The sequence below is a fragment of the Pantoea trifolii genome, assembly GCF_024506435.1.
Taxonomy (GTDB): Bacteria; Pseudomonadota; Gammaproteobacteria; order Enterobacterales; family Enterobacteriaceae; genus Pantoea; species Pantoea trifolii.
Map to the genome: position 1 here is coordinate 901,223 of NZ_JANIET010000001.1, position 23,051 is coordinate 924,273.

Genomic DNA, 23,051 nt, shown 5'->3' on the forward strand with positions numbered 1-23,051 from the left:
CGGAACGCGCTCATGTCTTTATCTCATCTTGCTTCGCTGCTGACACCCGACGCTGGCTATGTGCTGGCGTTCAGCGGCGGACTCGATTCCACCGTGCTGCTGCATCAATTGGTCTGCTGCCAACGTCAGCAGCCAGCGCTGCGCGTGCGCGCGTTACACGTCCATCATGGTCTCAGCCCGAATGCCGATAGCTGGGCGCTGCATTGCCAGTACCTTTGCCAGCAGTGGCAGATTCCCTGTGAAGTGCTGCATGTGCAGGTTGATGGTCGCGCCAACGGCATTGAAGCGGCCGCCCGCGAGGCGCGCTATCAGGCGCTGTTTCAGCAGCTGCAACCCGGTGAGCACTTACTTACCGCTCAGCACCTCGACGACCAGGCGGAAACGCTGCTGCTGGCGTTAAAACGCGGCAGCGGACCGGCGGGTTTGGCCGCGATGCCGCCGCAGCGCAGCGTTGGCGCACATCGGCATCTGCGTCCCTTGCTCGACGTTAGCCGTCAGCAGCTGGAAAACTATGCTGCCGAACATCAGCTGCGCTGGATTGAAGATGAAAGCAACGCCGATAGCCGCTATGACCGCAACTTCCTGCGTCAGCAGGTGCTGCCGCTGCTGCAGGCGCGCTGGCCACACTTCAGCGCCGCCAGCGCGCGCAGCGCCGCGCTGTGTGGTGAGCAAGAGCAACTGCTCGACGAGTTGCTGGCTGAACAGCTAGGGCAGCTTAGCGATGCGCAGGGCGCGCTACACTTCCCGCCGTTGATGAACATGAGCGAAGCACGGCGTCATGCCCTGTTACGCCGCTGGATCGCCCAACAGGGCGGCGCGATGCCTTCGCGCGAGGCGCTGAAGCGCATCACCGATGAAGTCATTAACAGCCGTGAAGATGCCAAACCCTGTTTGCGCTTTGGCGCTTTTGAGCTGCGCCGCTATCGCCAGCAACTCTATTGGTTAACGCCGCAGCCATCACTTAGTCAGCACTCGCTAACCTGGCAAGACCGCACGCAGCCGCTCGATTTACCGGCCGGTTTAGGTTCGCTGCAGGCAAATGCGTGGATTGCCGAGCTGCGTCAGCCTGCAGCGGATGAAGCCATCACAGTCCGCTTCCAGGCGCAGGGTTATTATCACTTGCAGGGGCGCGCAGGTGGCCGCGAGATGAAGAAGCTATGGCAAGAGTTGGGCGTTGCGCCCTGGCTGCGCGAACGTATCCCGTTGATTTACTTTAACCAGACGCTAATTAGCGCGCCGGGGCTGTTTATTACCCGTGAAGGCGCTGCCAGCAATGAGCAAGGCTGGCAGGCGATCTGGTCACCACAACAATAAAATGGAGAGCAATGATGAAACTTTGGATGGCAGCGACGTTATTCGCTGCGGCGCTGCCGGCGTTGGCCGACGGCGATGTCAATGCAGGCGCGCAAAAAGCGGCAAGCTGCATGGCGTGTCACGGTGCCGAGGGCAAAAGCGCGGTGCCGCTCTATCCCAATCTGGCCGGGCAACATGCGCCTTATCTGCTGCATTCACTGCAAGCCTATAAAAAAGGCGAGCGTAGCGGCGGCCAGGCGGAAGTGATGAAAGCGTTTGTGGCAGGATTGAGCGATCAGGATATGGCAGACTTATCGGCGTATTACAGTTCGTTAAAACCTTAAGCGAGGTGGGCGGGATGTGATTCCCGCCCGAGAGAGGTTTTACTCGTCTTCGCTAACGACGACGGTGCCCAGCTCCGGATGGGTGAAGCTGGCGATGTGGTCGAGCCGCACTTCGCGGGTCTCGCCTGAGAGATCGACGGCAAGGTACTCAACGTTTTTACGTGAGACCATGTCCACGGCTTTCGCCTTGAGCTGATCGCCGTTTTTAAGCTCTAACGACAGCGTCCAGTTTTTTTGGCAGGCGAGTTCGAGGTTGTCGTAATCATCGCAGTTGATGGGTTTATAGGCTTCATTCGTCAACATAGTCGCTCACCAATAAGTTTGCAGCGGCATACGCTGCTTGTTCCCTGAGAGAAGAGTTTAGCGCAGAATCAGCGGCAATATCGTTGAGAGCCTTCAACGCACAACCTATGGCGTCTGGCACATACCCAAGGTCGCCGCTACCAATTTCGGCATACTTCTGGCGAACTAACTCACAATACTTTTGCACATACACCTCCTCAGCAGAGTTGATACTCTGGATGATTGGCGACTATATCACAGGAATTTCATTGAAATCAGCCCGGTCGTCACGGGAATGATGCAAGGAAATGGGCAAAAGTGACATTTCGCGCTGGTCTCATGCACGCAGCGTGCGCACAAAAGGTTAAGTTGATGAACAGGTTATTACACGACGCAACGTCGAGCCAAACGGCAGGTGACAGATGATTGTGCTGTCTCGAACGGTTTCACTTGCAGATAATGAAGTGGAACTCAGTGCCATCCGTGCGCAAGGTGCCGGTGGCCAGCATGTGAATAAAACCTCCACGGCGATTCACCTGCGGTTTGATATTCATGCATCGTCGCTGCCGCCGTTCTATAAAGAGCGACTGCTGGCGGCCAGCCATCATTTGATCACTGCAGAAGGCGTGGTGATCATCAAAGCGCAGGAGCATCGCAGCCAGGAAATGAATCGGGAAGCGGCCGTGCAGCGGCTGATTAATCTGATTCAGGAGTTAACCACGGTGGAAAAAGTGCGGCGCGCGACCAAACCCACGCACGGCTCTAAAGTGAGGCGGCTGGAGGGTAAAACCCGGCGCAGTAACGTGAAGGCGATGCGCGGAAAGGTGCAATAAAAAACGCCTCCGGCTGGAGGCGTTTTAGCGTTACTTGTTCAGGGCTTTCGCAAGGAAGTCGACGATGTCATGTTGCTTAATCATCTGCTTCTCGCTGGCGGTACGCGCCTTGTACTCGATCTCTTCGTTATCGAGATTACGATCGCCAATCACGATGGTGTGCGGCACACCGATCAGCTCCATATCGGCGAACATCACGCCCGGGCGCTCTTTGCGGTCATCCAGAATCACGTCAATGCCTTTGGCACGCAGCGTGTTGTACAGCTCTTCAGCCAACTGCTGCACACGGAAAGATTTGTGCATGTTCATTGGCAGAATCGCCACTTCAAACGGTGCCAATGCCGCAGGCCAGATGATACCGCGCTCGTCGTTGTTCTGCTCAATCGCAGCCGCCACAACGCGCGTGATACCGATACCGTAGCAGCCCATGGTCATTACCTGGTTACGACCATCTTCGCCTTGTACTGCCGCTTTCATCGCTTCGGAGTACTTGGTACCCAACTGGAAGATGTGACCCACTTCGATACCGCGTTTAATCTGCAGCGTGCCTTTGCCGTCTGGGCTTGGATCGCCTTCTACCACGTTACGGATATCTTCCACACGTGGTTCTGGCAGATCGCGCCCCCAGTTGATGCCGCTCAAATGCTTGCCATCAATGTTCGCACCGGCGCAGAAGTCGCTGATTTTCGCCACGGTACGATCGGCGATCACTGGCATGGTCAAACCGACCGGGCCGAGCGAGCCTGGACCGGCACCGAGCAGCGCGCGAATCTGTTCTTCGCTCGCCATTTCCAGCGGTTCAGCGACGATATCCAGATTTTCGGCTTTGATCTCGTTCAGCTGATGATCGCCGCGCAGCAGCAGGGCAACCAGCGTGTGGCCGCTCTCTTCGGTGGCTTTGACGAACAGCGTCTTGACGGTTTTCTCAATCGGCAGCTGATGTTGCTCAACCAGCTCAGCGATAGTCTTGGCGTTTGGCGTATCGAACTGCGTCATGGCGGTTGTTGCCTGCGGACGCTCGCCAGCCGGCGCTACGGCTTCGGCTTTCTCAATGTTGGCCGCGTAATCGGATTCGCTGGAGAAGATCACGTCATCTTCACCGCTCAGCGCCAACACCTGGAATTCATGTGATGCGCTGCCGCCGATAGAACCGGTGTCAGCTTGTACGGCGCGGAAATCCAGACCCATACGGCTGAAGCTCTGGCTATATGCGCGGTACATCGCGTCGTAGGTTTCCTGCAACGATTCCTGCGTGGTGTGGAACGAGTAAGCATCTTTCATGATGAACTCGCGTGAACGCATCACACCAAAGCGCGGACGCACTTCATCACGGAATTTGGTCTGGATCTGATACAGATTAATCGGCAACTGCTTGTAAGAGCTCAGCTCGTTGCGGATCAGATCGGTGACCACTTCTTCGTGGGTTGGACCCAGCACGAAGGGACGTTCGTGACGGTCTTTAATGCGCAGCAGTTCCGGGCCGTACTGCTCCCAACGGCCACTCTCTTCCCACAGATCGGCAGGCTGAACCACCGGCATGGAGATCTCAATCGCACCGGCGTTGTTCATCTCTTCACGCACGATGTTTTCAACTTTTCGCAGCACGCGAATACCGGTCGGCAACCAGGTATAAAGACCAGAAGCCAGTTTGCGGATCATGCCGGCGCGCAGCATCAGCTGGTGGCTGATCACTTCTGCATCGGAAGGTGTCTCCTTCAGAGTGGAGAGCAGATATTGAGTAGTACGCATTGATTACGATTCCAGTTATACGGAAGGAGACTGACAAAATTTTTCTGGCGGCTAGTGTACCAGTGAGAACAATCACTCAAAAGCGCGTTTTAACGGGGATCGAGGGCGATCACCTCGGTTCCTGCCGCATCAATGCGCCAGCGCACGTTAAAGTCGAGTAGCCAGGCGGCATATTCACGATCTTCGGTCTCACCTTTACGGTAAGCCGGACGCGGATCCTGCGCTAGCACCTCACTGATGAAACGCGCTAACTGCGGGTAGGTTTTCTGCTGCTGTTGGAGCTGGCTCTGCGCCAGCAGCGAAAAGCGTACCGGCATGCTGGCATCAGGCGCCGCCTGCGCAAACCCGGCGCGCGCGTCTGGCAGCGCTTCGGCAAATGGCAGATAAGGTTTGATATCCACCACCGGCGTGCCATCGACTAAATCGAGGCTGCCGAGCTGCAAGATCACCTGCTGCTTCTCGCAGCGAATGCCTTTTAACTCAACCAGCGACATGCCGACAGGATTAGGGCGAAAGGTTGATCGAGTGGCAAACACGCCCATACGCGTATTGCCGCCGAGGCGCGGTGGGCGTACGGTCGGACGCCAGCCACCTTCCAGGGTTTGGTGAAACACAAACAGCACCCACAAATGACTGAATTCTTCGAGCCCGCGCACCGCTTCCGGCTGATTATAAGGCGGCAGCAGATGCAGCTCGCCGCCGCCATCCTGCACCAGACCGGGCTGGCGCGGGACGGCAAACTTCTCTTTCCACGGCGAACGAATTACGCCGATTTGCGCGAAGGCAAACTCACTCATTGATTCGAGACTTTCAGTGCAGAGCCCTGGCAAATGGCCTGGCGATAGCATCCCGGCGTGCTGGTGACAATTTCGCACTTATGCAGCAGGACGGCGTTGGCTTTCATGCCGGCCGCTCGGATCTGCAGGCGCTTGCGCGCGGTGTTGATGTTAGGTGGCGAATCCTGGCTGCTGCTCTGGCAATCTTCAGCGGACACTTCGCCCAAATCGCGGAACGGGTTGCTGACCAGATCGGCCGCATCGGTGTAGATCTTCACCGGCGCAGGACGTGGAGTCGGTTTGCGTTCTGGCTCGCTGGATGCCTGTTGCGGGCGAGAAGGAGCACTGCTTATCGGGTGATATTCACGCACACACCCGGTTAGCATCAATGCCAACAAGCAGAGCGGTAAAAAACGCATGGCAACATCCTCAAGTAATAAAAAGTGGCGTTATTGAAACAAGGACGACAATAAATAACAAGTCAGGTGCAATTTATGGCAAAAGAAAGGGCGGCCGAAGCCGCCCTGTAAGGCATGAAAGGTGAAAATTACCAGCCTTTCACTGCGCCGCCGTTGAAGATCTTGTTGGCCGCTTCAGACACTTCGTCTGACTGGTAAGCCTCAACAAACTTCTTCACGTTCTCAGCGTCTTTGTTGTCTTCACGGGTCACGATCAGGTTCACGTAAGGTGAATCTTTGTCTTCCACGAAGATGCCATCTTTCGCTGGCGTCAGACCAATCTGGCTAGCGTAAGTGGTGTTGATCACCGCCAGAGCGATCTGCTGATCGTCAAGTGAACGTGGCAGCTGCGGCGCTTCCAGCTCAACAATCTTCAGTTTTTTCGGGTTCTCAGTGATATCCAGTGAAGTTGGCAGCAGACCAACGCCATCTTTCAGTTTGATCAGGCCCACTTTCTGCAGCAGCAGCAGAGAACGTCCCAGGTTGGTTGGATCGTTGGGGATGGCGATCTGTGAACCGTCCTGCAGATCATCCAGTGATTTGATTTTCTTCGAGTAGCCCGCGATTGGGTAAACGAAGGTGTTCGCCACCGCAGTCAGCTTGTAGCCACGATCTTTGATCTGCTGATCCAGATACGGTTTGTGCTGGAAGGCGTTAGCGTCGATATCACTTTTGCTCAGCGCTTCGTTTGGCAACACGTAATCGTTAAAGGTCACCAGCTCAACGTCGAGACCATATTTCTCTTTCGCCACTTTCACCGCGGTTTCAGCAACCTGCTGCTCAGCGCCGACAATCACACCCACTTTAATGTGGTTTGGATCTTTTGCTTTCTGATCGCATCCTGCCAGCGCAATTGCGCCAATCAGAGCACCCACAGCGGCAATCTTTTTAAATGTAAAAGACATATCCCTTCCTTAATAGAGGACTATTGATGTTGCTTGCTTACTTATGGGACACAGCACGTACGATGCGGTCGCCACAGAATTGGATTAAATAGACCAGCACAACCAGCAGAACCAGCACGGTGTTCATTACAGTCGCGTTATAGCCGATGTAACCGTATTGGTAGCCAATCTGACCCAAACCGCCAGCGCCAACCGCTCCGCCCATTGCGGAGTAGCCAACCAGGGTAATCAGGGTAATTGTAGCGGCATTCACCAGACCTGGCAGCGCTTCCGGCAGCAGGACTTTGCGCACGATCTGCAGCGGCGTGGCGCCCATGGCGCGTGATGCTTCGATCAAACCGGTTGGCAGCTCCAGCAGGGCGTTTTCCACCATACGTGCAATAAACGGCGCGGCACCCACGGTCAACGGCACGATAGCAGCTTGCAGGCCAATCGAAGTGCCGACGATGGCGCGGGTGAACGGAATCATCCACACCAGCAGGATAATGAACGGAATTGATCGGAAGATATTCACCAGCGCCGACAGCACGCGATAAAGCACGTTGTTGGCCAGAATCTGGCCGGGACGCGTCACATACAGCAGCACGCCCACCGGAAGACCGAGGACAAAACCAAAGAAACCAGAGACAAAGGTCATCATCAGCGTTTCCCAGACGCCGCGCGTCAGTAACCACATCATCGCTTCAGACATAACCCAACACCTCTACTTTCACATGATTTTCTTTCAGCCAGGCAATCGCGGCTTGTGTATCTGTTTCGCTGCCATCCATCTCAGCCAGCATGATGCCGAACTTCACGCCACCGGCGTAATCCATCTGCGCACTGATAATGTTGTTATTGACGTTGAAGCGACGGGCCGCTTCAGACAGCAGCGGAGCATCAACCGATTTGCCGGTGAACTCCAGACGCAGCAGCGGCACACTTTCGGCTGTTGGCTGTGGCGCCATGCGTTGCTGGTAATCGTCGGGGATATCCAGATGCAATGTCGATTGAATGAACTGCTGCGCCAGCGGCGTTTTCGGATGCGAGAACACTTCGCTCACGCTGTCTTTCTCTATTAACTCACCGTTGCTGATGACCGCAACCTGATCGCAGATGCGTTTCACCACATCCATTTCATGCGTGATCAATAGAATGGTAATGCCGAGACGGCGGTTAATGTCTTTCAGCAGTTCCAGAATCGAACGCGTGGTGGCAGGATCCAGTGCGCTGGTGGCTTCATCACACAGCAGCACTTTTGGATTGCTTGCCAGTGCGCGGGCAATCGCAACACGCTGCTTTTGTCCGCCAGAAAGATTCGCTGGCCAGCTATCATGCTTATCAGATAATCCCACCAGATCCAGCAATTCGCTAACGCGCTTCTTTATCTGTTCGCGTGAAAGATTGCCTAACTCTAAGGGCAGCGCCACGTTGCCGGAGACGGTGCGGGAGTTCATCAGATTAAAGTGCTGGAAAATCATGCCAATCTGGCGGCGTGCCAGCGTCAATTGACCAGAGGAAAGCGTGGTTAATTCCTTGCCATCAACCAGTATGCGTCCGGAGGTTGGGCGCTCCAGCAGATTGACGCAGCGAATCAGTGTACTTTTACCGGCACCGGATGAACCGATGACGCCATAGATCTGACCAGCAGGCACGTGCAGGCTGACGTTGGACAGCGCCTGAATGGTGCGTGAGCCTTGCTGGAACACTTTGGTGATATTTTCGAGTTTAATCATTAGTTTATTTATTATCGTGTTGCATAGTCCGTGGTGTATCGGGCTTCACTCAGCAGGGCTGTGCGAAATTTGGATGGATGTTAAGGCATCCAGACGGCTAAATCAATGGAAGTCATTCAAACTGCCATTCTCTCGCTATACGCAATCATGCGATACTTAGCGACACATTTTCAGCAGGAGTTTCTACGTGGCGAACAAAGTCCCGGCTATTTTTCTTGATCGTGATGGCACATTGAATGTCGATCACGGCTATGTTCATGAAATCGATAATTTCGAATTCATCGATGGCACCATCGAAGCGCTGCAGGCGCTGAAAAAGATGGGCTATGCGCTGGTACTGGTGACGAACCAGTCGGGCATTGCGCGTGGCATGTTTACCGAAGATCAGTTTATGCAGCTCACCGAATGGATGGATTGGTCGCTGGCCGATCGCGATGTTGATCTGGATGGCATCTATTTCTGTCCGCATCTGCCTGATGCCACAGTAGAAGCATATCGCCAGCAGTGTGATTGTCGTAAGCCGCAGCCGGGCATGTTGCTCTCCGCGCAGCAGCATCTGGATATCGATATGGCTTCTTCTTATATGGTAGGTGACAAAATAGAAGATATGCAGGCGGCGTTAGCAGCGGGTGTGGGCACGAAAGTGCTGGTACGTAGCGGCAAGCCGGTAACGCCGGAAGGTGAAGCGGCAGCGGATTGGGTGATTAATAGTCTGGCAGAGCTGCCTGCACGCATTAAAAAGGCCTAAAAACGGGCCTTTTGCGCAAATTTCAAGCGAACAGCAAAAAACTTGAAATTTGCACTTGTCAGCTCCGAATAACTCCCTATAATGCGCCACCACTGAGACGGCAAAGCGGCAACGCAGACGCCTCAGCAGGGAGTGAAGAAATTCATCCCGCCGGATGAAAACGCTGAAAAAAAGTGTTTGACTCCGAAGGAGAGTCGCGTAGTATACGCCACCTCGCGACAGACGGTTCAGCCGCTGCTCGCAACGCTCTTTAACAATTTATCAGACAATCTGTGTGGGCACTCGCAGGATTGATATCAGCGTCTTAGGACGCAACAAAATATCAAAGCCTCACGAGTGAACACATAATGAAATTCATTATGACGTTTTACAGATGAGCACCGCTGAACTTGTTTCAGCAAATCAAACTTAAATTGAAGAGTTTGATCATGGCTCAGATTGAACGCTGGCGGCAGGCCTAACACATGCAAGTCGAACGGTAGCACAGAGAGCTTGCTCTCGGGTGACGAGTGGCGGACGGGTGAGTAATGTCTGGGAAACTGCCCGATGGAGGGGGATAACTACTGGAAACGGTAGCTAATACCGCATAACGTCGCAAGACCAAAGTGGGGGACCTTCGGGCCTCACACCATCGGATGTGCCCAGATGGGATTAGCTAGTAGGTGGGGTAATGGCTCACCTAGGCGACGATCCCTAGCTGGTCTGAGAGGATGACCAGCCACACTGGAACTGAGACACGGTCCAGACTCCTACGGGAGGCAGCAGTGGGGAATATTGCACAATGGGCGCAAGCCTGATGCAGCCATGCCGCGTGTATGAAGAAGGCCTTCGGGTTGTAAAGTACTTTCAGCGGGGAGGAAGGCGGTGGAGTTAATAGCTTCACCGATTGACGTTACCCGCAGAAGAAGCACCGGCTAACTCCGTGCCAGCAGCCGCGGTAATACGGAGGGTGCAAGCGTTAATCGGAATTACTGGGCGTAAAGCGCACGCAGGCGGTCTGTCAAGTCGGATGTGAAATCCCCGGGCTTAACCTGGGAACTGCATTCGAAACTGGCAGGCTAGAGTCTTGTAGAGGGGGGTAGAATTCCAGGTGTAGCGGTGAAATGCGTAGAGATCTGGAGGAATACCGGTGGCGAAGGCGGCCCCCTGGACAAAGACTGACGCTCAGGTGCGAAAGCGTGGGGAGCAAACAGGATTAGATACCCTGGTAGTCCACGCCGTAAACGATGTCGACTTGGAGGTTGTTCCCTTGAGGAGTGGCTTCCGGAGCTAACGCGTTAAGTCGACCGCCTGGGGAGTACGGCCGCAAGGTTAAAACTCAAATGAATTGACGGGGGCCCGCACAAGCGGTGGAGCATGTGGTTTAATTCGATGCAACGCGAAGAACCTTACCTACTCTTGACATCCAGAGAACTTAGCAGAGATGCTTTGGTGCCTTCGGGAACTCTGAGACAGGTGCTGCATGGCTGTCGTCAGCTCGTGTTGTGAAATGTTGGGTTAAGTCCCGCAACGAGCGCAACCCTTATCCTTTGTTGCCAGCGGGTTATGCCGGGAACTCAAAGGAGACTGCCAGTGATAAACTGGAGGAAGGTGGGGATGACGTCAAGTCATCATGGCCCTTACGAGTAGGGCTACACACGTGCTACAATGGCGCATACAAAGAGAAGCGACCTCGTGAGAGCAAGCGGACCTCATAAAGTGCGTCGTAGTCCGGATCGGAGTCTGCAACTCGACTCCGTGAAGTCGGAATCGCTAGTAATCGTAGATCAGAATGCTACGGTGAATACGTTCCCGGGCCTTGTACACACCGCCCGTCACACCATGGGAGTGGGTTGCAAAAGAAGTAGGTAGCTTAACCTTCGGGAGGGCGCTTACCACTTTGTGATTCATGACTGGGGTGAAGTCGTAACAAGGTAACCGTAGGGGAACCTGCGGTTGGATCACCTCCTTACCTGAAGATACCTTCCCGCGCAGTGCTCACACAGATTGTCTGATAAAAAGTAATGAGCAAGACGGCTGCGAAGTCGTGACACTATCGTGTCCCCTTCGTCTAGCGGTTAGGACTCCGCCCTTTCACGGCGGCAACAGGGGTTCGAATCCCCTAGGGGACGCCACTTGCTTGGTGACAGGTGAAAGGTGTCTCCACGAAGTATCTCAAAACTGACTTAACCGTCATGTTTGAGATATTGCTCTTTAACAATCCGGAACAAGCTGAAAATTGAAACGACGTGTTGGTTCATTTCTCCGTAATAAGAAATGAATAACAACATGTTCGAGTCTCTCAATGCCTGCAGTCCGCAGCGTTGCAAAACGCCTGTGGGTTGTGAGGTTAAGCGACTAAGCGTACACGGTGGATGCCCTGGCAGTCAGAGGCGATGAAGGACGTGCTAATCTGCGTAAAGCGTCGGTAAGGTGATATGAACCGCTACAGCCGACGATGTCCGAATGGGGAAACCCGGTGCACTCAGTGCATCATCGCAACATGAATACATAGTGTTGCGAGGCGAACCTGGGGAACTGAAACATCTAAGTACCCAGAGGAAAAGAAATCAACCGAGATTCCCCCAGTAGCGGCGAGCGAACGGGGAACAGCCCAGAACCTGAATCAGTTTGTGCATTAGTGGAAGCGTCTGGAAAGTCGCGCGATACCGGGTGATAGCCCCGTACACGAAAGTGCACATACTGTGAGTTCGAAGAGTAGGGCGGGACACGTGGTATCCTGTCTGAATATGGGGGGACCATCCTCCAAGGCTAAATACTCCTGACTGACCGATAGTGAACCAGTACCGTGAGGGAAAGGCGAAAAGAACCCCGGCGAGGGGAGTGAAACAGAACCTGAAACCGTGTACGTACAAGCAGTGGGAGCCTCATTTATGGGGTGACTGCGTACCTTTTGTATAATGGGTCAGCGACTTATATTCTGTAGCAAGGTTAACCGTATAGGGGAGCCGCAGGGAAACCGAGTCTTAACTGGGCGTTAAGTTGCAGGGTATAGACCCGAAACCCGGTGATCTAGCCATGGGCAGGTTGAAGGTTGGGTAACACTAACTGGAGGACCGAACCGACTAATGTTGAAAAATTAGCGGATGACTTGTGGCTGGGGGTGAAAGGCCAATCAAACCGGGAGATAGCTGGTTCTCCCCGAAAGCTATTTAGGTAGCGCCTCGTGAACTCATCTTCGGGGGTAGAGCACTGTTTCGGCTAGGGGGCCATCCCGGCTTACCAACCCGATGCAAACTGCGAATACCGAAGAATGTTATCACGGGAGACACACGGCGGGTGCTAACGTCCGTCGTGAAGAGGGAAACAACCCAGACCGCCAGCTAAGGTCCCAAAGTCATGGTTAAGTGGGAAACGATGTGGGAAGGCACAGACAGCCAGGATGTTGGCTTAGAAGCAGCCATCATTTAAAGAAAGCGTAATAGCTCACTGGTCGAGTCGGCCTGCGCGGAAGATGTAACGGGGCTAAACCATGCACCGAAGCTGCGGCAGCGACACTATGTGTTGTTGGGTAGGGGAGCGTTCTGTAAGCCGTTGAAGGTGGCCTGTGAGGGTTGCTGGAGGTATCAGAAGTGCGAATGCTGACATAAGTAACGATAAAGCGGGTGAAAAGCCCGCTCGCCGGAAGACCAAGGGTTCCTGTTCAACGTTAATCGGAGCAGGGTGAGTCGACCCCTAAGGCGAGGCTGAAAAGCGTAGTCGATGGGAAGCAGGTTAATATTCCTGCACTTGGTGTTACTGCGAAGGGGGGACGGAGAAGGCTAGGTTATCCGGGCGACGGTTGTCCCGGTTTAAGCGTGTAGGCTGATATCTTTGGTAAATCCGGGATATCTTAAGGCTGAGGCGTGACGACGAGCCACTACGGTGGTGAAGTAACTGATGCCCTGCTTCCAGGAAAAGCCTCTAAGCTCCAGGTAACACGAAATCGTACCCCAAACCGACACAGGTGGTCAGGTAGAGAATACCAAGGCGCTTGAGAGAACTCGGGTGAAGGAACTAGGCAAAATGGTGCCGTAACTTCGGGAGAAGGCACGCTGGCGCGTAGGTGAAGGGACTTGCTCCCGGAGCTGAAGCCAGTCGAAGATACCAGCTGGCTGCAACTGTTTATTAAAAACACAGCACTGTGCAAACACGAAAGTGGACGTATACGGTGTGACGCCTGCCCGGTGCCGGAAGGTTAATTGATGGGGTTATCCGCAAGGAGAAGCTCTTGATCGAAGCCCCGGTAAACGGCGGCCGTAACTATAACGGTCCTAAGGTAGCGAAATTCCTTGTCGGGTAAGTTCCGACCTGCACGAATGGCGTAATGATGGCCAGGCTGTCTCCACCCGAGACTCAGTGAAATTGAAATCGCTGTGAAGATGCAGTGTACCCGCGGCAAGACGGAAAGACCCCGTGAACCTTTACTATAGCTTGACACTGAACATTGAGCCTTGATGTGTAGGATAGGTGGGAGGCTTTGAAGCGTGGACGCCAGTCTGCGTGGAGCCAACCTTGAAATACCACCCTTTAATGTTTGATGTTCTAACGTAGGCCCGTGATCCGGGCTGCGGACAGTGTCTGGTGGGTAGTTTGACTGGGGCGGTCTCCTCCCAAAGAGTAACGGAGGAGCACGAAGGTTGGCTAATCCTGGTCGGACATCAGGAGGTTAGTGCAATGGCATAAGCCAGCTTGACTGCGAGAGTGACGGCTCGAGCAGGTGCGAAAGCAGGTCATAGTGATCCGGTGGTTCTGAATGGAAGGGCCATCGCTCAACGGATAAAAGGTACTCCGGGGATAACAGGCTGATACCGCCCAAGAGTTCATATCGACGGCGGTGTTTGGCACCTCGATGTCGGCTCATCACATCCTGGGGCTGAAGTAGGTCCCAAGGGTACGGCTGTTCGCCGTTTAAAGTGGTACGCGAGCTGGGTTTAGAACGTCGTGAGACAGTTCGGTCCCTATCTGCCGTGGGCGCTGGAGAATTGAGGGGGGTTGCTCCTAGTACGAGAGGACCGGAGTGAACGCACCACTGGTGTTCGGGTTGTCATGCCAATGGCACTGCCCGGTAGCTAAGTGCGGAAAAGATAAGTGCTGAAAGCATCTAAGCACGAAACTTGCCCCGAGATGAGTTCTCCCTGACTCCTTGAGAGTCCTGAAGGGACGTTGAAGACTACGACGTTGATAGGCCGGATGTGTAAGCGCAGCGATGCGTTGAGCTAACCGGTACTAATGACCCGTGAGGCTTAACCTTACAACGCCAGAGGCGTTTTGGTCTGAGAGACCGAAGATTTTCAGCTTGTTTTACGGATTAAAGATTTAGCGGAAGCGGATGTCATTCGTTTTTGCACAAAGAATTTGCCTGGCGGCTTTAGCGCGGTGGTCCCACCTGACCCCATGTCGAACTCAGAAGTGAAACGCCGTAGCGCCGATGGTAGTGTGGGGTCTCCCCATGCGAGAGTAGGGAACTGCCAGGCATCAAATTAAGACCCGTTATCGGGTCGTGACCTTCCCGGTGACGCGGAAAGGGCGAAACACCTGAAATCAGAACGATTGTCTGATATCAGTACAGAATCGGTGGAGCGGTAGTTCAGTTGGTTAGAATACCTGCCTGTCACGCAGGGGGTCGCGGGTTCGAGCCCCGTCCGTTCCGCCACTTAATTGATAAGCCCTGACTGGAAAGTCAGGGCTTTTTCATGTCTTTAATTCCGCTAATATTGTTGATGAAAAATCAAAATTCTTCTGCTTATAAGCGGATTTTTCAGCAACAATAAACCTGCCAGAATAGTTCCCATCGAATACAACGCTATCCGATGAGGAAATCATGACAATCCCCGCCTTTGGTTTAGGTACTTTCCGTCTGCAAGACGATGTTGTAATCCATTCTGTTAAAACAGCTCTGGAACTTGGCTATCGCACAATTGATACCGCGCAAATCTATGAAAATGAAGCAGCTGTGGGTCAGGCGATCACTGAAAGTGGCGTAGCACGTGGCGACTTGTTCGTTACCACCAAAATCTGGATTGAGAATCTTTCGGCTGAGAAGTTGATTCCCAGCTTGGAAGAGAGCCTGGCAAAACTGCGCACCCACTATGTCGATCTCACCTTGATCCACTGGCCTTCTCCAGAAGGGGCGGTATCAGTGAAAGAGAGCATGTTGGCATTGATGGCAGCAAAAGAAGCAGGCCTGACGCGTCAGATTGGTATCTCAAACTTCCCAATCGCCTTGATGCAAGAGGCGATTGACGCGGTTGGTGCGGAAAATATTGCCACTAACCAGATTGAGCTGCATCCTTTCCTGCAGAACCGGCAGGTGGTTGAATTTGCTCAAAAGAATGATCTTCACATCACTTCTTACATGACGCTGGCTTATGGCGACGCGCTGAAAGATCAGGTAATCAACGCAATTGCACAGAAGCACAAAGCCACTCCAGCTCAGGTGGTTCTGGCATGGGCGATGACGTTAGGTTACGCGGTGATCCCGTCATCCACCAAACGTGAAAACCTGGCGAGCAACATGGCAGCAGTTGATCTGCAGTTAGATGATCAAGATATGGCAAATATTGCCGCGCTGGATCGTCAGCAGCGTTTAGTAAGTCCTGAAGGTCTGGCACCAAACTGGGATTAATCGCGACTTACCTCTTCAGCCCTGCACTCGCCAGGGCTGATCTTTAACCCATTCACTTAGAAAATCAATAAATGCCCGAACGCGCTGACTAACTCCCAAGTCGCTGTAATAGACCGCATTAAAGGGCATCTCGACTGGAACTCGATGTTCAGCTAGCAGTTCAACAAAAGTGCCATCCGCTATCTCTTTATCCACCATAAAATCTGATAAACACGCGATACCTTGATCGCCTAGCACTAACTGTTTGAGCGTTTCGCCGCTGTTAGATGACATACCCGGCGTGATGTCATAAAGCTCGCCACCTTCATCTGTGACAGGCCAGCGATTTAAGCGTGGCGTTTCAACAAAGCCGAGGCATTCATGCAGCGCCAAATCAGCTGCAGATAGCGGTACGCCATATTTCGCCAGATAAGCCGGCGTGGCCACTAATTTGCGATAACTAATAAAGAGCAGACGAGCGCGCAACGTAGAATCTGTCAAATTGCCGGCGCGAATCGCCACATCGACTTTGCGTTCGATGAGATTAATAAAGCTCTCCGAAGAGACCAGCGATAGCGTGACGTCTGGATAGCGCTCACGAAAAGGTTTAATCATTGGCAGCAACAGATGCAGAATCACGGGCGTAGCTGCATCGATGCGCAGCACGCCCTGAGGCGCCAGCTGCCGCTCAATCAGCTCGCTCTCGGCAGTCGACATCTCCTGCATCAACTTTTGCACGCGGCGAAAATAGTGCTCGCCTTCATGAGTAAGTGCTAGCTGACGCGTAGTACGCGTTAAGAGCGAGACACCCAGCTTATTTTCCAGCTTTTTAACCGTGCGACTTACCGCTGAATTGGCCATCTGCAACTGTGCTGCTGCACGACTAAAGCTGCCGCTCTCCACCACAGCGATAAACACCTTAAGCTCATCGGACGATGCCTTCATTATCCCTCCAAAAGCAAAAGTTTATTATCACTTTGCATCTTATTGGCATTAAAGCATGAGGCAATACTAACGCCCATCAAAACTTCATGGGAGTTAATCATGCCACTCTCTATTTATGCTCTGGGCGTTGCCGGTGATGACTGCTTTGACCAGTAAGTTAGCGCGTAAGCAATTATTAATGGGTTTGATGGTGCTCTTCACCGTTGGCAACCTGGTTGCCTGGCTGGCAGCAAACTATGAAACGCTGATCATTGCCCGACTGATTACCGGCCTTGCTCACGATGTGTTCTTCTCCGTCGATTCCACGATAGCGACCAACCTCGTAAGCAAAGAGAAGGCAGCGAGTGCCATCGCCATCATGTTTGGCTGTTGGTGACTGGCGTGCCGCTGGGTACGCTCATCGGGCAACACTTTGGCTGGCGTGAAAGTTTCCTGGCTGTGTCATTGCTCTGGTGGCAAGCCAACTGCTTATCCCGCGTAATATTGCTCAGCCGCTGGCAACAACATTCGCCCAGCAAGCGCGTGTGATGATCAATCCACGTCTGCTGCTGATTTATGCGATTACCGCGCTGGGTTATGGTGTGTCGGTCGCCATTGGTAATATCTGGGGCGGCAAGCTGGCCGACCGCCGTGGCGCGTACCTGCTTTGACACTGTTCTTTATGGCGCTGGCCATTCTGCTGATGGTGTTCCAGTTCACCGCCAGCATGCACTTTATGTCAGTGGCGACAGTATTAGTGATGGGCATCTTCGCCTTTGCCAACGCGCCGGGTTTGCAGGTTTACGTGGTGCAGAAAGCTGAACACTATGCGCCAGGCGCGGGAGATGTTGCATCAGGCCTCAATACTGCAGCCTTCAATATCGGTATCGTTCTGAGTTCCACTTTAGGTGGTTATATTGTCGAGCATTATGGACTGGCGCAAACGCCGTGGGTTGGCGCCGTGATTGTGCTCGGCGCGCTGCTGCTGGTGCGAGTGAGTGGTCAACTCGACAAACCTCAAACGGCGATAGCGATGGAATAACACGCGCAAAAGCCTGCCAATTGGCAGGCTTTTGCATTGGTATGCTGTGAGGCAAATTCCGACAATCAAGAACACCAATTGAAACCCCGCGCTAAAATCCCTATAACAGTCAGGTGAAGTACGAGTCGTAAACCAGTCAGGCGGGAAAGTGCGGAAAAAAACTTATTCTATGCGTTATGTAGCAGGACAGCCAGCAGAGCGGATCTTTCCGCCGGGGGCAATGCTGCATCTTGGGCAGGCATTACCGCCTGGCGCACCTTTGCCAGCCGATCCCACACTGCGAGTCTTAGTCTGGAATATCTTCAAGCAACAGCGCGCAGACTGGATGTCGGTGCTGCAAGGTTTTGGCAAAGATGCCCATCTTGTTCTGCTGCAGGAGGCGCAAGCTACGCCCGAACTGGTCAAATTCGCCACCAGTAACTATCTCGCGGCCGATCAGGTCCCTGCCTTTGTCTTACCGCAACATCCTTCAGGCGTCATGACATTGGCCTCAGCGCATCCTGTTTACTGCTGTCCATTACGCGAGCGAGAGCCGCTGTTGCGTTTAGCTAAATCTGCACTGGTTACCGCATATCCGTTGCCCACGGGCGAAATGCTGATGGTGGTGAACATTCACGCAGTCAATTTCAGTCTGGGTGTCGATGTCTACAGCAAACAGCTCGGGCCGATTGGCGAACAGATTCAGCATCATCGCGGGCCGGTGATCATGGCGGGAGATTTTAACGCCTGGAGCCGTCAGCGTATGAATGCGCTGTATCGCTTTGCGCGGGAGATGTCACTGCGTGAAGTGAACTTCACCGATGACCATCGTCGCAAAGCCTTCGGTCGCCCACTGGATTTCGTTTTCTATCGTGATATGAAGGTCAGTGAAGCCTCAGTGCTGGTGACGCGCGCCTCAGACCACAATCCGCTGCTGGTTGAGTTCAACTCTCTCTACGGTATCGAGCGTTAAGCCAATACGCTCTAGCTCCCATCTAGCAACAATCGAACTCATACTGCTAAGGGTAAGTTAGTGCCTGAACAGGCGATATGCAGAATTCAGCGGAAGCAGAAAATGAAAAAGGCTGACAAATGTCAGCCTTTTCGGGGCATTAGGTATCAGGTGTTGCGCTATTATTCACAAACAGCGTGAGCTTGTCGCCCGGCTGAATGTCTTTAGCGTCACTGTTCCAGCGCATAACGTCTTTGGTATTCACACCGTGACGTTTTGCAATACTGGCAAAAGAATCACCCTTACGTACACGGTAGGTGATGCTGTTGCCGTTATCAGCCAATTGCGTGCTCGCTTTGCCGCTCACGGTCAGAGTCTGACCGGTACGAACAGAAGCGCTGCGCAGATTGTTCTGCTGTTTCAGTGCACTGACGCTTACGCCAAGCTTGCTGGCAATACCAGACAAGGTGTCGCCTTTGCGTACCGTGTAGCTGTTTCCTGCCGCGCTGACTTTCGCCATCTCGGTAGGCTGCACGGAAGCGATATCACCGGAAGCCAGTGAATCGCGCAACTTAGCAACGTTGGACTTCGGCACCATTATATAGTGCGGTCCATTTGGCGCTGTGGCTCCGTTTTTATAACCGGCATTAAATGTCTTCAGCTTGCTGAGAGACATACCGGCCATATCGGCGGCCTGCGTCAGTTCAATCTGCTGTCCCACCTCTACTCGAGCTAATGCACGGCTCTCATTCGGGGTCGGCAATTTGATACCGTAACGCTTGTTGTTCTTGAGAATCTCACTCAAGGCCAACATTTTAGGTACGTAAACCGTAGTCTCGCGTGGCAGCGATAAATTCCAGAAATCAGTCGGCTTACCGCGCGCCTTATTCTGTTTCATCGCCTTCAGCACACGTCCTTCACCGCTGTTGTAGGCGGCGATGGTCAGTAACCAGTCACCGTCAAACATACCGTTCAGACGCTGCATCATATCCAGCGCGACTTTGGTCGAGGCCACCACATCGCGGCGTCCGTCGTACCATTGGTTCTGTTTCAAACCATAGTTTTTGCCCGTTTGTGCAACAATCTGCCAGATGCCGGCGGCATTCGCAGAAGATGTTGCGTGTGGGTCAAAAGCGCTCTCCACTATGGGTAGCAGTACCAGTTCCATCGGCATTTTACGTTTCTGTATCTGCTCGACTATCCAGTACATGTACGGCTCTGCCCGTAATGTTACATCGTGGAGATAGCTCTTATTTTTTAAAAATTTTGTTTTTTGTTCGCGGATCCGGCTGTTTTCCGGAATCCCCATCTTCAACTCGTCACTAATGTGATTCCAGAGATCAGTATCTTCTGCGAGGCTTGTTCCATCATCCTGCCATCGCGGCGATAACAATCGATCTCCGTACTTTCCATTTTCACCTTGACCAGCTGAAGACAGACTCTGTGCATGCTGTACGGGGATATTGGCGTCATTCCTTGATGCCTGACATCCTACCAGCAAGACCGAGGCGAGTAAGATCGCTTTAGCCTTCATGTGTGTGTCAATAGTTCGCTTAAAAGACGAGCAACTATACGTGACGGTCCATCACAACACAACCTCAAATATCAAAAGCGGTCTTTCTTCTCGCGTAGAACAGCGAAAGTTTGCCATAACGCTGACGATGAGACATTAGTGCCTAAAGCCTTTTTTAAATCAGTATCTTGCGTGCGTAAAAATAAATTTATTTCCCGCTCTAAGGCCAGTTTTGTCGGTAAAGTAATGCGGTTTTCTGCGCGTAAGTCCTTAATTTGCTGATACCTTGCCAAAATTTTAGGGTCATGGGGCAGAATAGCCGCAGCAAACTTCATATTGGATAAAGTGTACTCATGCGCACAGCAAACAAGCGTATCTGCAGGGAGTTGATTAAGTTTTTGAAATGATTCGAACATTTGTTCCGCAGTGCCTTCAAATAAACGCCCGCAGCCACCGGAAAACATGGTGTCTCCACAGAAAAGATAAGGTGAGCTGAAATATGAGATATGTCCTAAAGTGTGACCGGGTGTTGCGATGACACGGAAATTTAGCCCAAGGACGGCAAATTCATCGCCTTCGGCCACAATACGCTTTGCTCCTTTATCTGCCGTTTCCTGAGGACCGAAAACCATCAAATCGGGATAGTGCTGCAGCAGTTCATCCACGCCTCCGACGTGATCGTGATGATGATGCGTCAGCAAAATCGCCACGGGTTGCCAATGATTGGCCCTGATTTTATCCAGCACGGGCTGTGCTTCGCCGGGATCGACAATCAAACACTTATTGTCATCATCTGTCAGTGTCCAGATGTAGTTATCCTGCAATGCGGGAATGCTGATAAGATTCATAAACACCTCTCAGGTCGTAGAAAAAGGAAAATGGTAGAGCATGAAGCCGGCTAAAACACGCCAAATCCTGACTGCACCGCGCTCCTGGCGCGATATGCCAATGGGAGACTATTTTCGCGACGCGCTCACTCAGCAACTGCAGCCTTATCTCGGCAAGCTGTATGGCTTCCATATGCTTAAAATTGGCAGCCTCAGCGCAGAAATCAACACCAGCCAGTGTGCCATATCGCATCAGGTGAATGTGGGCATTGAGGGCGATGAGTTACAGGTTATCGCCAATAACACGCAATTACCCTTTGAATCTAAATCCGTTGATGCCTGTTTGCTGGCGCACACGCTGGCGTGGAGTCAGGATCCGCACCGCGTGCTGCGCGAAGTCGATCGGGTATTGATCGATGATGGCTGGATGATCATCAGCGGCTTCAATCCTTTCAGTCTATTAGGGATCAGCAAAGGCATTCCGGGGTTACACTCGCGCGCGCCGTGGAGTGGACGCATGTTCAGCCAGGTGCGGCTGCTCGACTGGCTGAGCCTGCTGAATTATGAAGTGGTGTACCGCACGCGTTTTCAGGTGGTGCCGTGGCATCGGCAGGGCGGCAGGGTGATCAGCGCGCATTTACCGGCGCTCGGTTGTTTGAACATTGTGGTGGCACGTAAACGCACGTTCCCGTTAACGCCCACCAAAATGAAGAAGAATCTCAGTCAAAGCCAGCTACGGCAAACGGTTAACGTTACGCGCCAGTTTCGTGAAGTGAAGGATCAGGATTCAACCTGATAACCGATATCATCCTGAGTAGGATTTCCCGCCGCGCTGCGCGCCAGTTCGTCGCAGCGTTCGTTCTCCGGATGCCCCGCGTGACCTTTTACCCATTCCCACTTAATTTCATGGTTGCTGAGCGCTACATCGAGGCGTTTCCACAGATCGACATTTTTCACCGGTTTTTTATCGGCGGTTTTCCAGCCGCGCTTCTTCCAGTTGTGGATCCAGCTGGTGATGCCCTGACGAACATATTGGCTGTCGGTGCTAAGCACCACCTCACACGGCTGTTTTAACGCTTCAAGCGCCACGATAGCCGCCATCATTTCCATGCGATTGTTGGTGGTGAGGCGATAACCCGTACTGAACTCTTTTTCATGCGCGCCATAACGTAAAATGGCGCCGTAGCCGCCGGGACCGGGATTGCCCAGGCAAGATCCATCGGTGAATATTTCTACCTGTTTGCGCATCTCTGGTAGACTTCCTTCTGACAAAACGCCAAGTCTGACATAAAACGAGTCCTATGAGCACTGCAAATAACCGCCAGATCGTCCTCGATACCGAAACCACCGGCATGAACATGATCGGTGTGCATTATGAAGGACATCGCATCATTGAAATTGGTGCGGTTGAGGTGATCAACCGTCGCCTGACCGGCAACAACTTCCACATGTATCTGAAGCCCGATCGGCTGGTGGATCCGGAAGCGTTCGGCGTTCACGGTATCGCCGATGAATTCCTACTCGATAAGCCGATGTTTGCGGATATCGCCGACGAATTTCTCGAGTACATCCGTGGCGCGGAACTGGTGATCCATAACGCATCGTTCGATATCGGCTTTATGGATTACGAATTCGGCATGCTGAAGCGGGATATCGGCAAAACCGACACCTTCTGCCAGATCACCGATAGCCTGGCGATGGCACGTAAGATGTATCCCGGCAAGCGCAACAGCCTCGATGCATTGTGCAACCGTTATGAGATAGACAACAGCAAGCGTACGCTGCACGGCGCACTGCTCGATGCCGAGATTCTGGCCGAAGTGTTCCTGATGATGACCGGCGGTCAAACCTCGCTGGCCTTTTCACTCGATGGCGAGCAGAACAATCAGGGCGGCGGTGAGAATATTCAGCGCATTGTGCGTCCGAGTTCAGGTTTGCGCGTGGTCAGCGCCAGTGATGAAGAGATTATTGCGCATGAAGGTCGTCTGGATTTAGTGCAGAAGAAGGGCGGTAGCTGCCTGTGGCGTGTGTAAAAACGGCTGATTTTGCGTGGAAAATCGACGTTAAGCTGAAAAAAACGCCAAACGAAACATTCCCACATAAAAAGCGTTGACGGGTACGAGAG

19 protein-coding genes, 2 tRNA genes, 3 rRNA genes and 2 pseudogenes are annotated in these 23,051 nt (G+C 53.0%); 14 read left to right on the forward strand and 12 right to left on the reverse strand.

Features of this window, described 5'->3' with window-relative positions:
* Positions 1 to 12 precede the first annotated feature (12 nt).
* Positions 13 to 1,314, forward strand: a complete 1,302-nt coding sequence (tilS, locus tag NQH49_RS03995) for a tRNA lysidine(34) synthetase TilS (protein ID WP_256695669.1) — start codon at positions 13 to 15, stop codon at positions 1,312 to 1,314.
* 14 nt (positions 1,315 to 1,328) lie between these two features.
* Positions 1,329 to 1,637, forward strand: a complete 309-nt coding sequence (locus tag NQH49_RS04000; RefSeq protein WP_154154817.1) for a c-type cytochrome — start codon at positions 1,329 to 1,331, stop codon at positions 1,635 to 1,637.
* Positions 1,638 to 1,676: 39 nt separating this feature from the next.
* Here NQH49_RS04000 and rof read toward each other — a convergent pair whose 3' ends face one another.
* Both rof and NQH49_RS04010 read right to left on the reverse strand, forming a co-directional pair.
* Complete coding sequence (gene rof, locus NQH49_RS04005; RefSeq protein WP_008108461.1) at positions 1,677 to 1,940, reverse strand: Rho-binding antiterminator; 264 nt, start codon at positions 1,938 to 1,940, stop codon at positions 1,677 to 1,679.
* Positions 1,927 to 2,127 carry a YaeP family protein gene (locus NQH49_RS04010; protein ID WP_036622231.1) on the reverse strand — a complete coding sequence of 67 codons (201 nt, stop codon included), beginning with the start codon at positions 2,125 to 2,127 and terminating at the stop codon, positions 1,927 to 1,929. Before NQH49_RS04010 ends, rof begins: the two co-directional genes overlap by 14 nt.
* Before the next feature lie 214 nt (positions 2,128 to 2,341).
* On the opposite strand from NQH49_RS04010, the gene arfB reads away from it, so the two are divergent.
* Positions 2,342 to 2,752 (forward strand): alternative ribosome rescue aminoacyl-tRNA hydrolase ArfB, encoded by a 411-nt coding sequence (arfB, locus tag NQH49_RS04015; RefSeq protein WP_256695670.1) that lies wholly within the window; start codon positions 2,342 to 2,344, stop codon positions 2,750 to 2,752.
* 30 nt (positions 2,753 to 2,782) lie between these two features.
* Here the strand turns inward: arfB and proS are convergent, their stop codons facing one another.
* The 6 genes from proS to metN form a co-directional block, all read right to left on the reverse strand.
* Positions 2,783 to 4,501 (reverse strand): proline--tRNA ligase, encoded by a 1,719-nt coding sequence (gene proS, locus NQH49_RS04020; RefSeq protein ID WP_256695671.1) that lies wholly within the window; start codon positions 4,499 to 4,501, stop codon positions 2,783 to 2,785.
* Positions 4,502 to 4,590: 89 nt separating this feature from the next.
* Complete coding sequence (gene tsaA, locus NQH49_RS04025; protein ID WP_256695672.1) at positions 4,591 to 5,298, reverse strand: tRNA (N6-threonylcarbamoyladenosine(37)-N6)-methyltransferase TrmO; 708 nt, start codon at positions 5,296 to 5,298, stop codon at positions 4,591 to 4,593.
* The gene (gene rcsF / locus NQH49_RS04030) at positions 5,295 to 5,696 is read right to left on the reverse strand and encodes an envelope stress sensor lipoprotein RcsF (protein WP_061718072.1); all 402 of its coding nucleotides are present in this window, start codon (positions 5,694 to 5,696) and stop codon (positions 5,295 to 5,297) included. The genes tsaA and rcsF overlap by 4 nt, the downstream gene beginning before the upstream one ends.
* 128 nt (positions 5,697 to 5,824) lie before the next feature.
* Positions 5,825 to 6,640 carry a MetQ/NlpA family lipoprotein gene (locus NQH49_RS04035; protein WP_256695674.1) on the reverse strand — a complete coding sequence of 272 codons (816 nt, stop codon included), beginning with the start codon at positions 6,638 to 6,640 and terminating at the stop codon, positions 5,825 to 5,827.
* Positions 6,641 to 6,677: 37 nt separating this feature from the next.
* Positions 6,678 to 7,331, reverse strand: coding sequence for a methionine ABC transporter permease MetI (locus NQH49_RS04040; protein ID WP_256695676.1), 654 nt, complete (start codon positions 7,329 to 7,331; stop codon positions 6,678 to 6,680).
* Positions 7,324 to 8,355 (reverse strand): methionine ABC transporter ATP-binding protein MetN, encoded by a 1,032-nt coding sequence (metN, locus tag NQH49_RS04045; RefSeq protein ID WP_256695677.1) that lies wholly within the window; start codon positions 8,353 to 8,355, stop codon positions 7,324 to 7,326. The genes NQH49_RS04040 and metN overlap by 8 nt, the downstream gene beginning before the upstream one ends.
* Positions 8,356 to 8,542: 187 nt before the next feature.
* Between metN and gmhB the strand changes: the two genes are divergently transcribed.
* The 7 genes from gmhB to dkgB all read left to right on the forward strand — a co-directional run bounded on the left by gmhB (position 8,543) and on the right by dkgB (position 15,710).
* Entirely contained in the window at positions 8,543 to 9,103 is a 561-nt protein-coding gene (gene gmhB / locus NQH49_RS04050) for a D-glycero-beta-D-manno-heptose 1,7-bisphosphate 7-phosphatase (protein WP_008108445.1), read from the forward strand.
* Positions 9,104 to 9,513: 410 nt separating this feature from the next.
* A 16S ribosomal RNA gene (locus NQH49_RS04055) occupies positions 9,514 to 11,054 on the forward strand.
* Positions 11,055 to 11,142: 88 nt separating this feature from the next.
* Positions 11,143 to 11,217 (forward strand) — tRNA-Glu (locus NQH49_RS04060).
* A gap of 213 nt (positions 11,218 to 11,430) precedes the next feature.
* Positions 11,431 to 14,336: ribosomal RNA gene (locus NQH49_RS04065) — 23S ribosomal RNA — on the forward strand.
* 107 nt (positions 14,337 to 14,443) lie between these two features.
* Positions 14,444 to 14,559: ribosomal RNA gene (gene rrf / locus NQH49_RS04070) — 5S ribosomal RNA — on the forward strand.
* Together the 16S, 23S and 5S rRNA genes with 2 tRNA genes alongside form the textbook arrangement of a ribosomal RNA operon.
* 102 nt (positions 14,560 to 14,661) lie before the next feature.
* A tRNA-Asp gene (locus NQH49_RS04075) sits at positions 14,662 to 14,738 on the forward strand.
* Positions 14,739 to 14,906: 168 nt separating this feature from the next.
* Positions 14,907 to 15,710 (forward strand): 2,5-didehydrogluconate reductase DkgB, encoded by an 804-nt coding sequence (gene dkgB / locus NQH49_RS04080; RefSeq protein ID WP_256695678.1) that lies wholly within the window; start codon positions 14,907 to 14,909, stop codon positions 15,708 to 15,710.
* Positions 15,711 to 15,725: 15 nt separating this feature from the next.
* Here dkgB and yafC read toward each other — a convergent pair whose 3' ends face one another.
* Positions 15,726 to 16,634 carry a DNA-binding transcriptional regulator YafC gene (gene yafC / locus NQH49_RS04085; RefSeq protein ID WP_256695679.1) on the reverse strand — a complete coding sequence of 303 codons (909 nt, stop codon included), beginning with the start codon at positions 16,632 to 16,634 and terminating at the stop codon, positions 15,726 to 15,728.
* A gap of 97 nt (positions 16,635 to 16,731) precedes the next feature.
* Between yafC and NQH49_RS04090 the strand changes: the two are divergent.
* Together NQH49_RS04090 and NQH49_RS04095 are read left to right on the forward strand one after the other, a co-directional pair.
* Positions 16,732 to 17,655 (forward strand): annotated as a pseudogene (locus NQH49_RS04090) (MFS transporter); the annotation flags it as partial.
* Positions 17,656 to 17,803: 148 nt separating this feature from the next.
* Complete coding sequence (locus tag NQH49_RS04095) at positions 17,804 to 18,607, forward strand: endonuclease/exonuclease/phosphatase family protein (protein ID WP_008105211.1); 804 nt, start codon at positions 17,804 to 17,806, stop codon at positions 18,605 to 18,607.
* 139 nt (positions 18,608 to 18,746) lie between these two features.
* On the opposite strand, the gene mltD is transcribed toward NQH49_RS04095, so the two are convergent.
* Complete coding sequence (gene mltD / locus NQH49_RS04100) at positions 18,747 to 20,120, reverse strand: murein transglycosylase D (protein ID WP_036648534.1); 1,374 nt, start codon at positions 20,118 to 20,120, stop codon at positions 18,747 to 18,749.
* A gap of 71 nt (positions 20,121 to 20,191) precedes the next feature.
* On the reverse strand, positions 20,192 to 20,947 hold the full coding sequence (gloB, locus tag NQH49_RS04105) for a hydroxyacylglutathione hydrolase (RefSeq protein ID WP_256695680.1): 756 nt from the start codon (positions 20,945 to 20,947) through the stop codon (positions 20,192 to 20,194).
* 40 nt (positions 20,948 to 20,987) lie between these two features.
* On the opposite strand from gloB, the gene NQH49_RS04110 reads away from it, so the two are divergent.
* Complete coding sequence (locus NQH49_RS04110) at positions 20,988 to 21,722, forward strand: class I SAM-dependent methyltransferase (protein ID WP_008105214.1); 735 nt, start codon at positions 20,988 to 20,990, stop codon at positions 21,720 to 21,722.
* Here the strand turns inward: NQH49_RS04110 and rnhA are convergent.
* Positions 21,707 to 22,274, reverse strand: a pseudogene (gene rnhA / locus NQH49_RS04115) (ribonuclease HI). The gene NQH49_RS04110 and the pseudogene rnhA overlap by 16 nt on opposite strands.
* Here rnhA and dnaQ point away from each other — a divergent pair.
* Positions 22,228 to 22,959 (forward strand): DNA polymerase III subunit epsilon, encoded by a 732-nt coding sequence (dnaQ, locus tag NQH49_RS04120; RefSeq protein ID WP_256695681.1) that lies wholly within the window; start codon positions 22,228 to 22,230, stop codon positions 22,957 to 22,959. The pseudogene rnhA and the gene dnaQ sit on opposite strands and share 47 nt — an antisense overlap.
* Positions 22,960 to 23,051 lie beyond the last annotated feature (92 nt).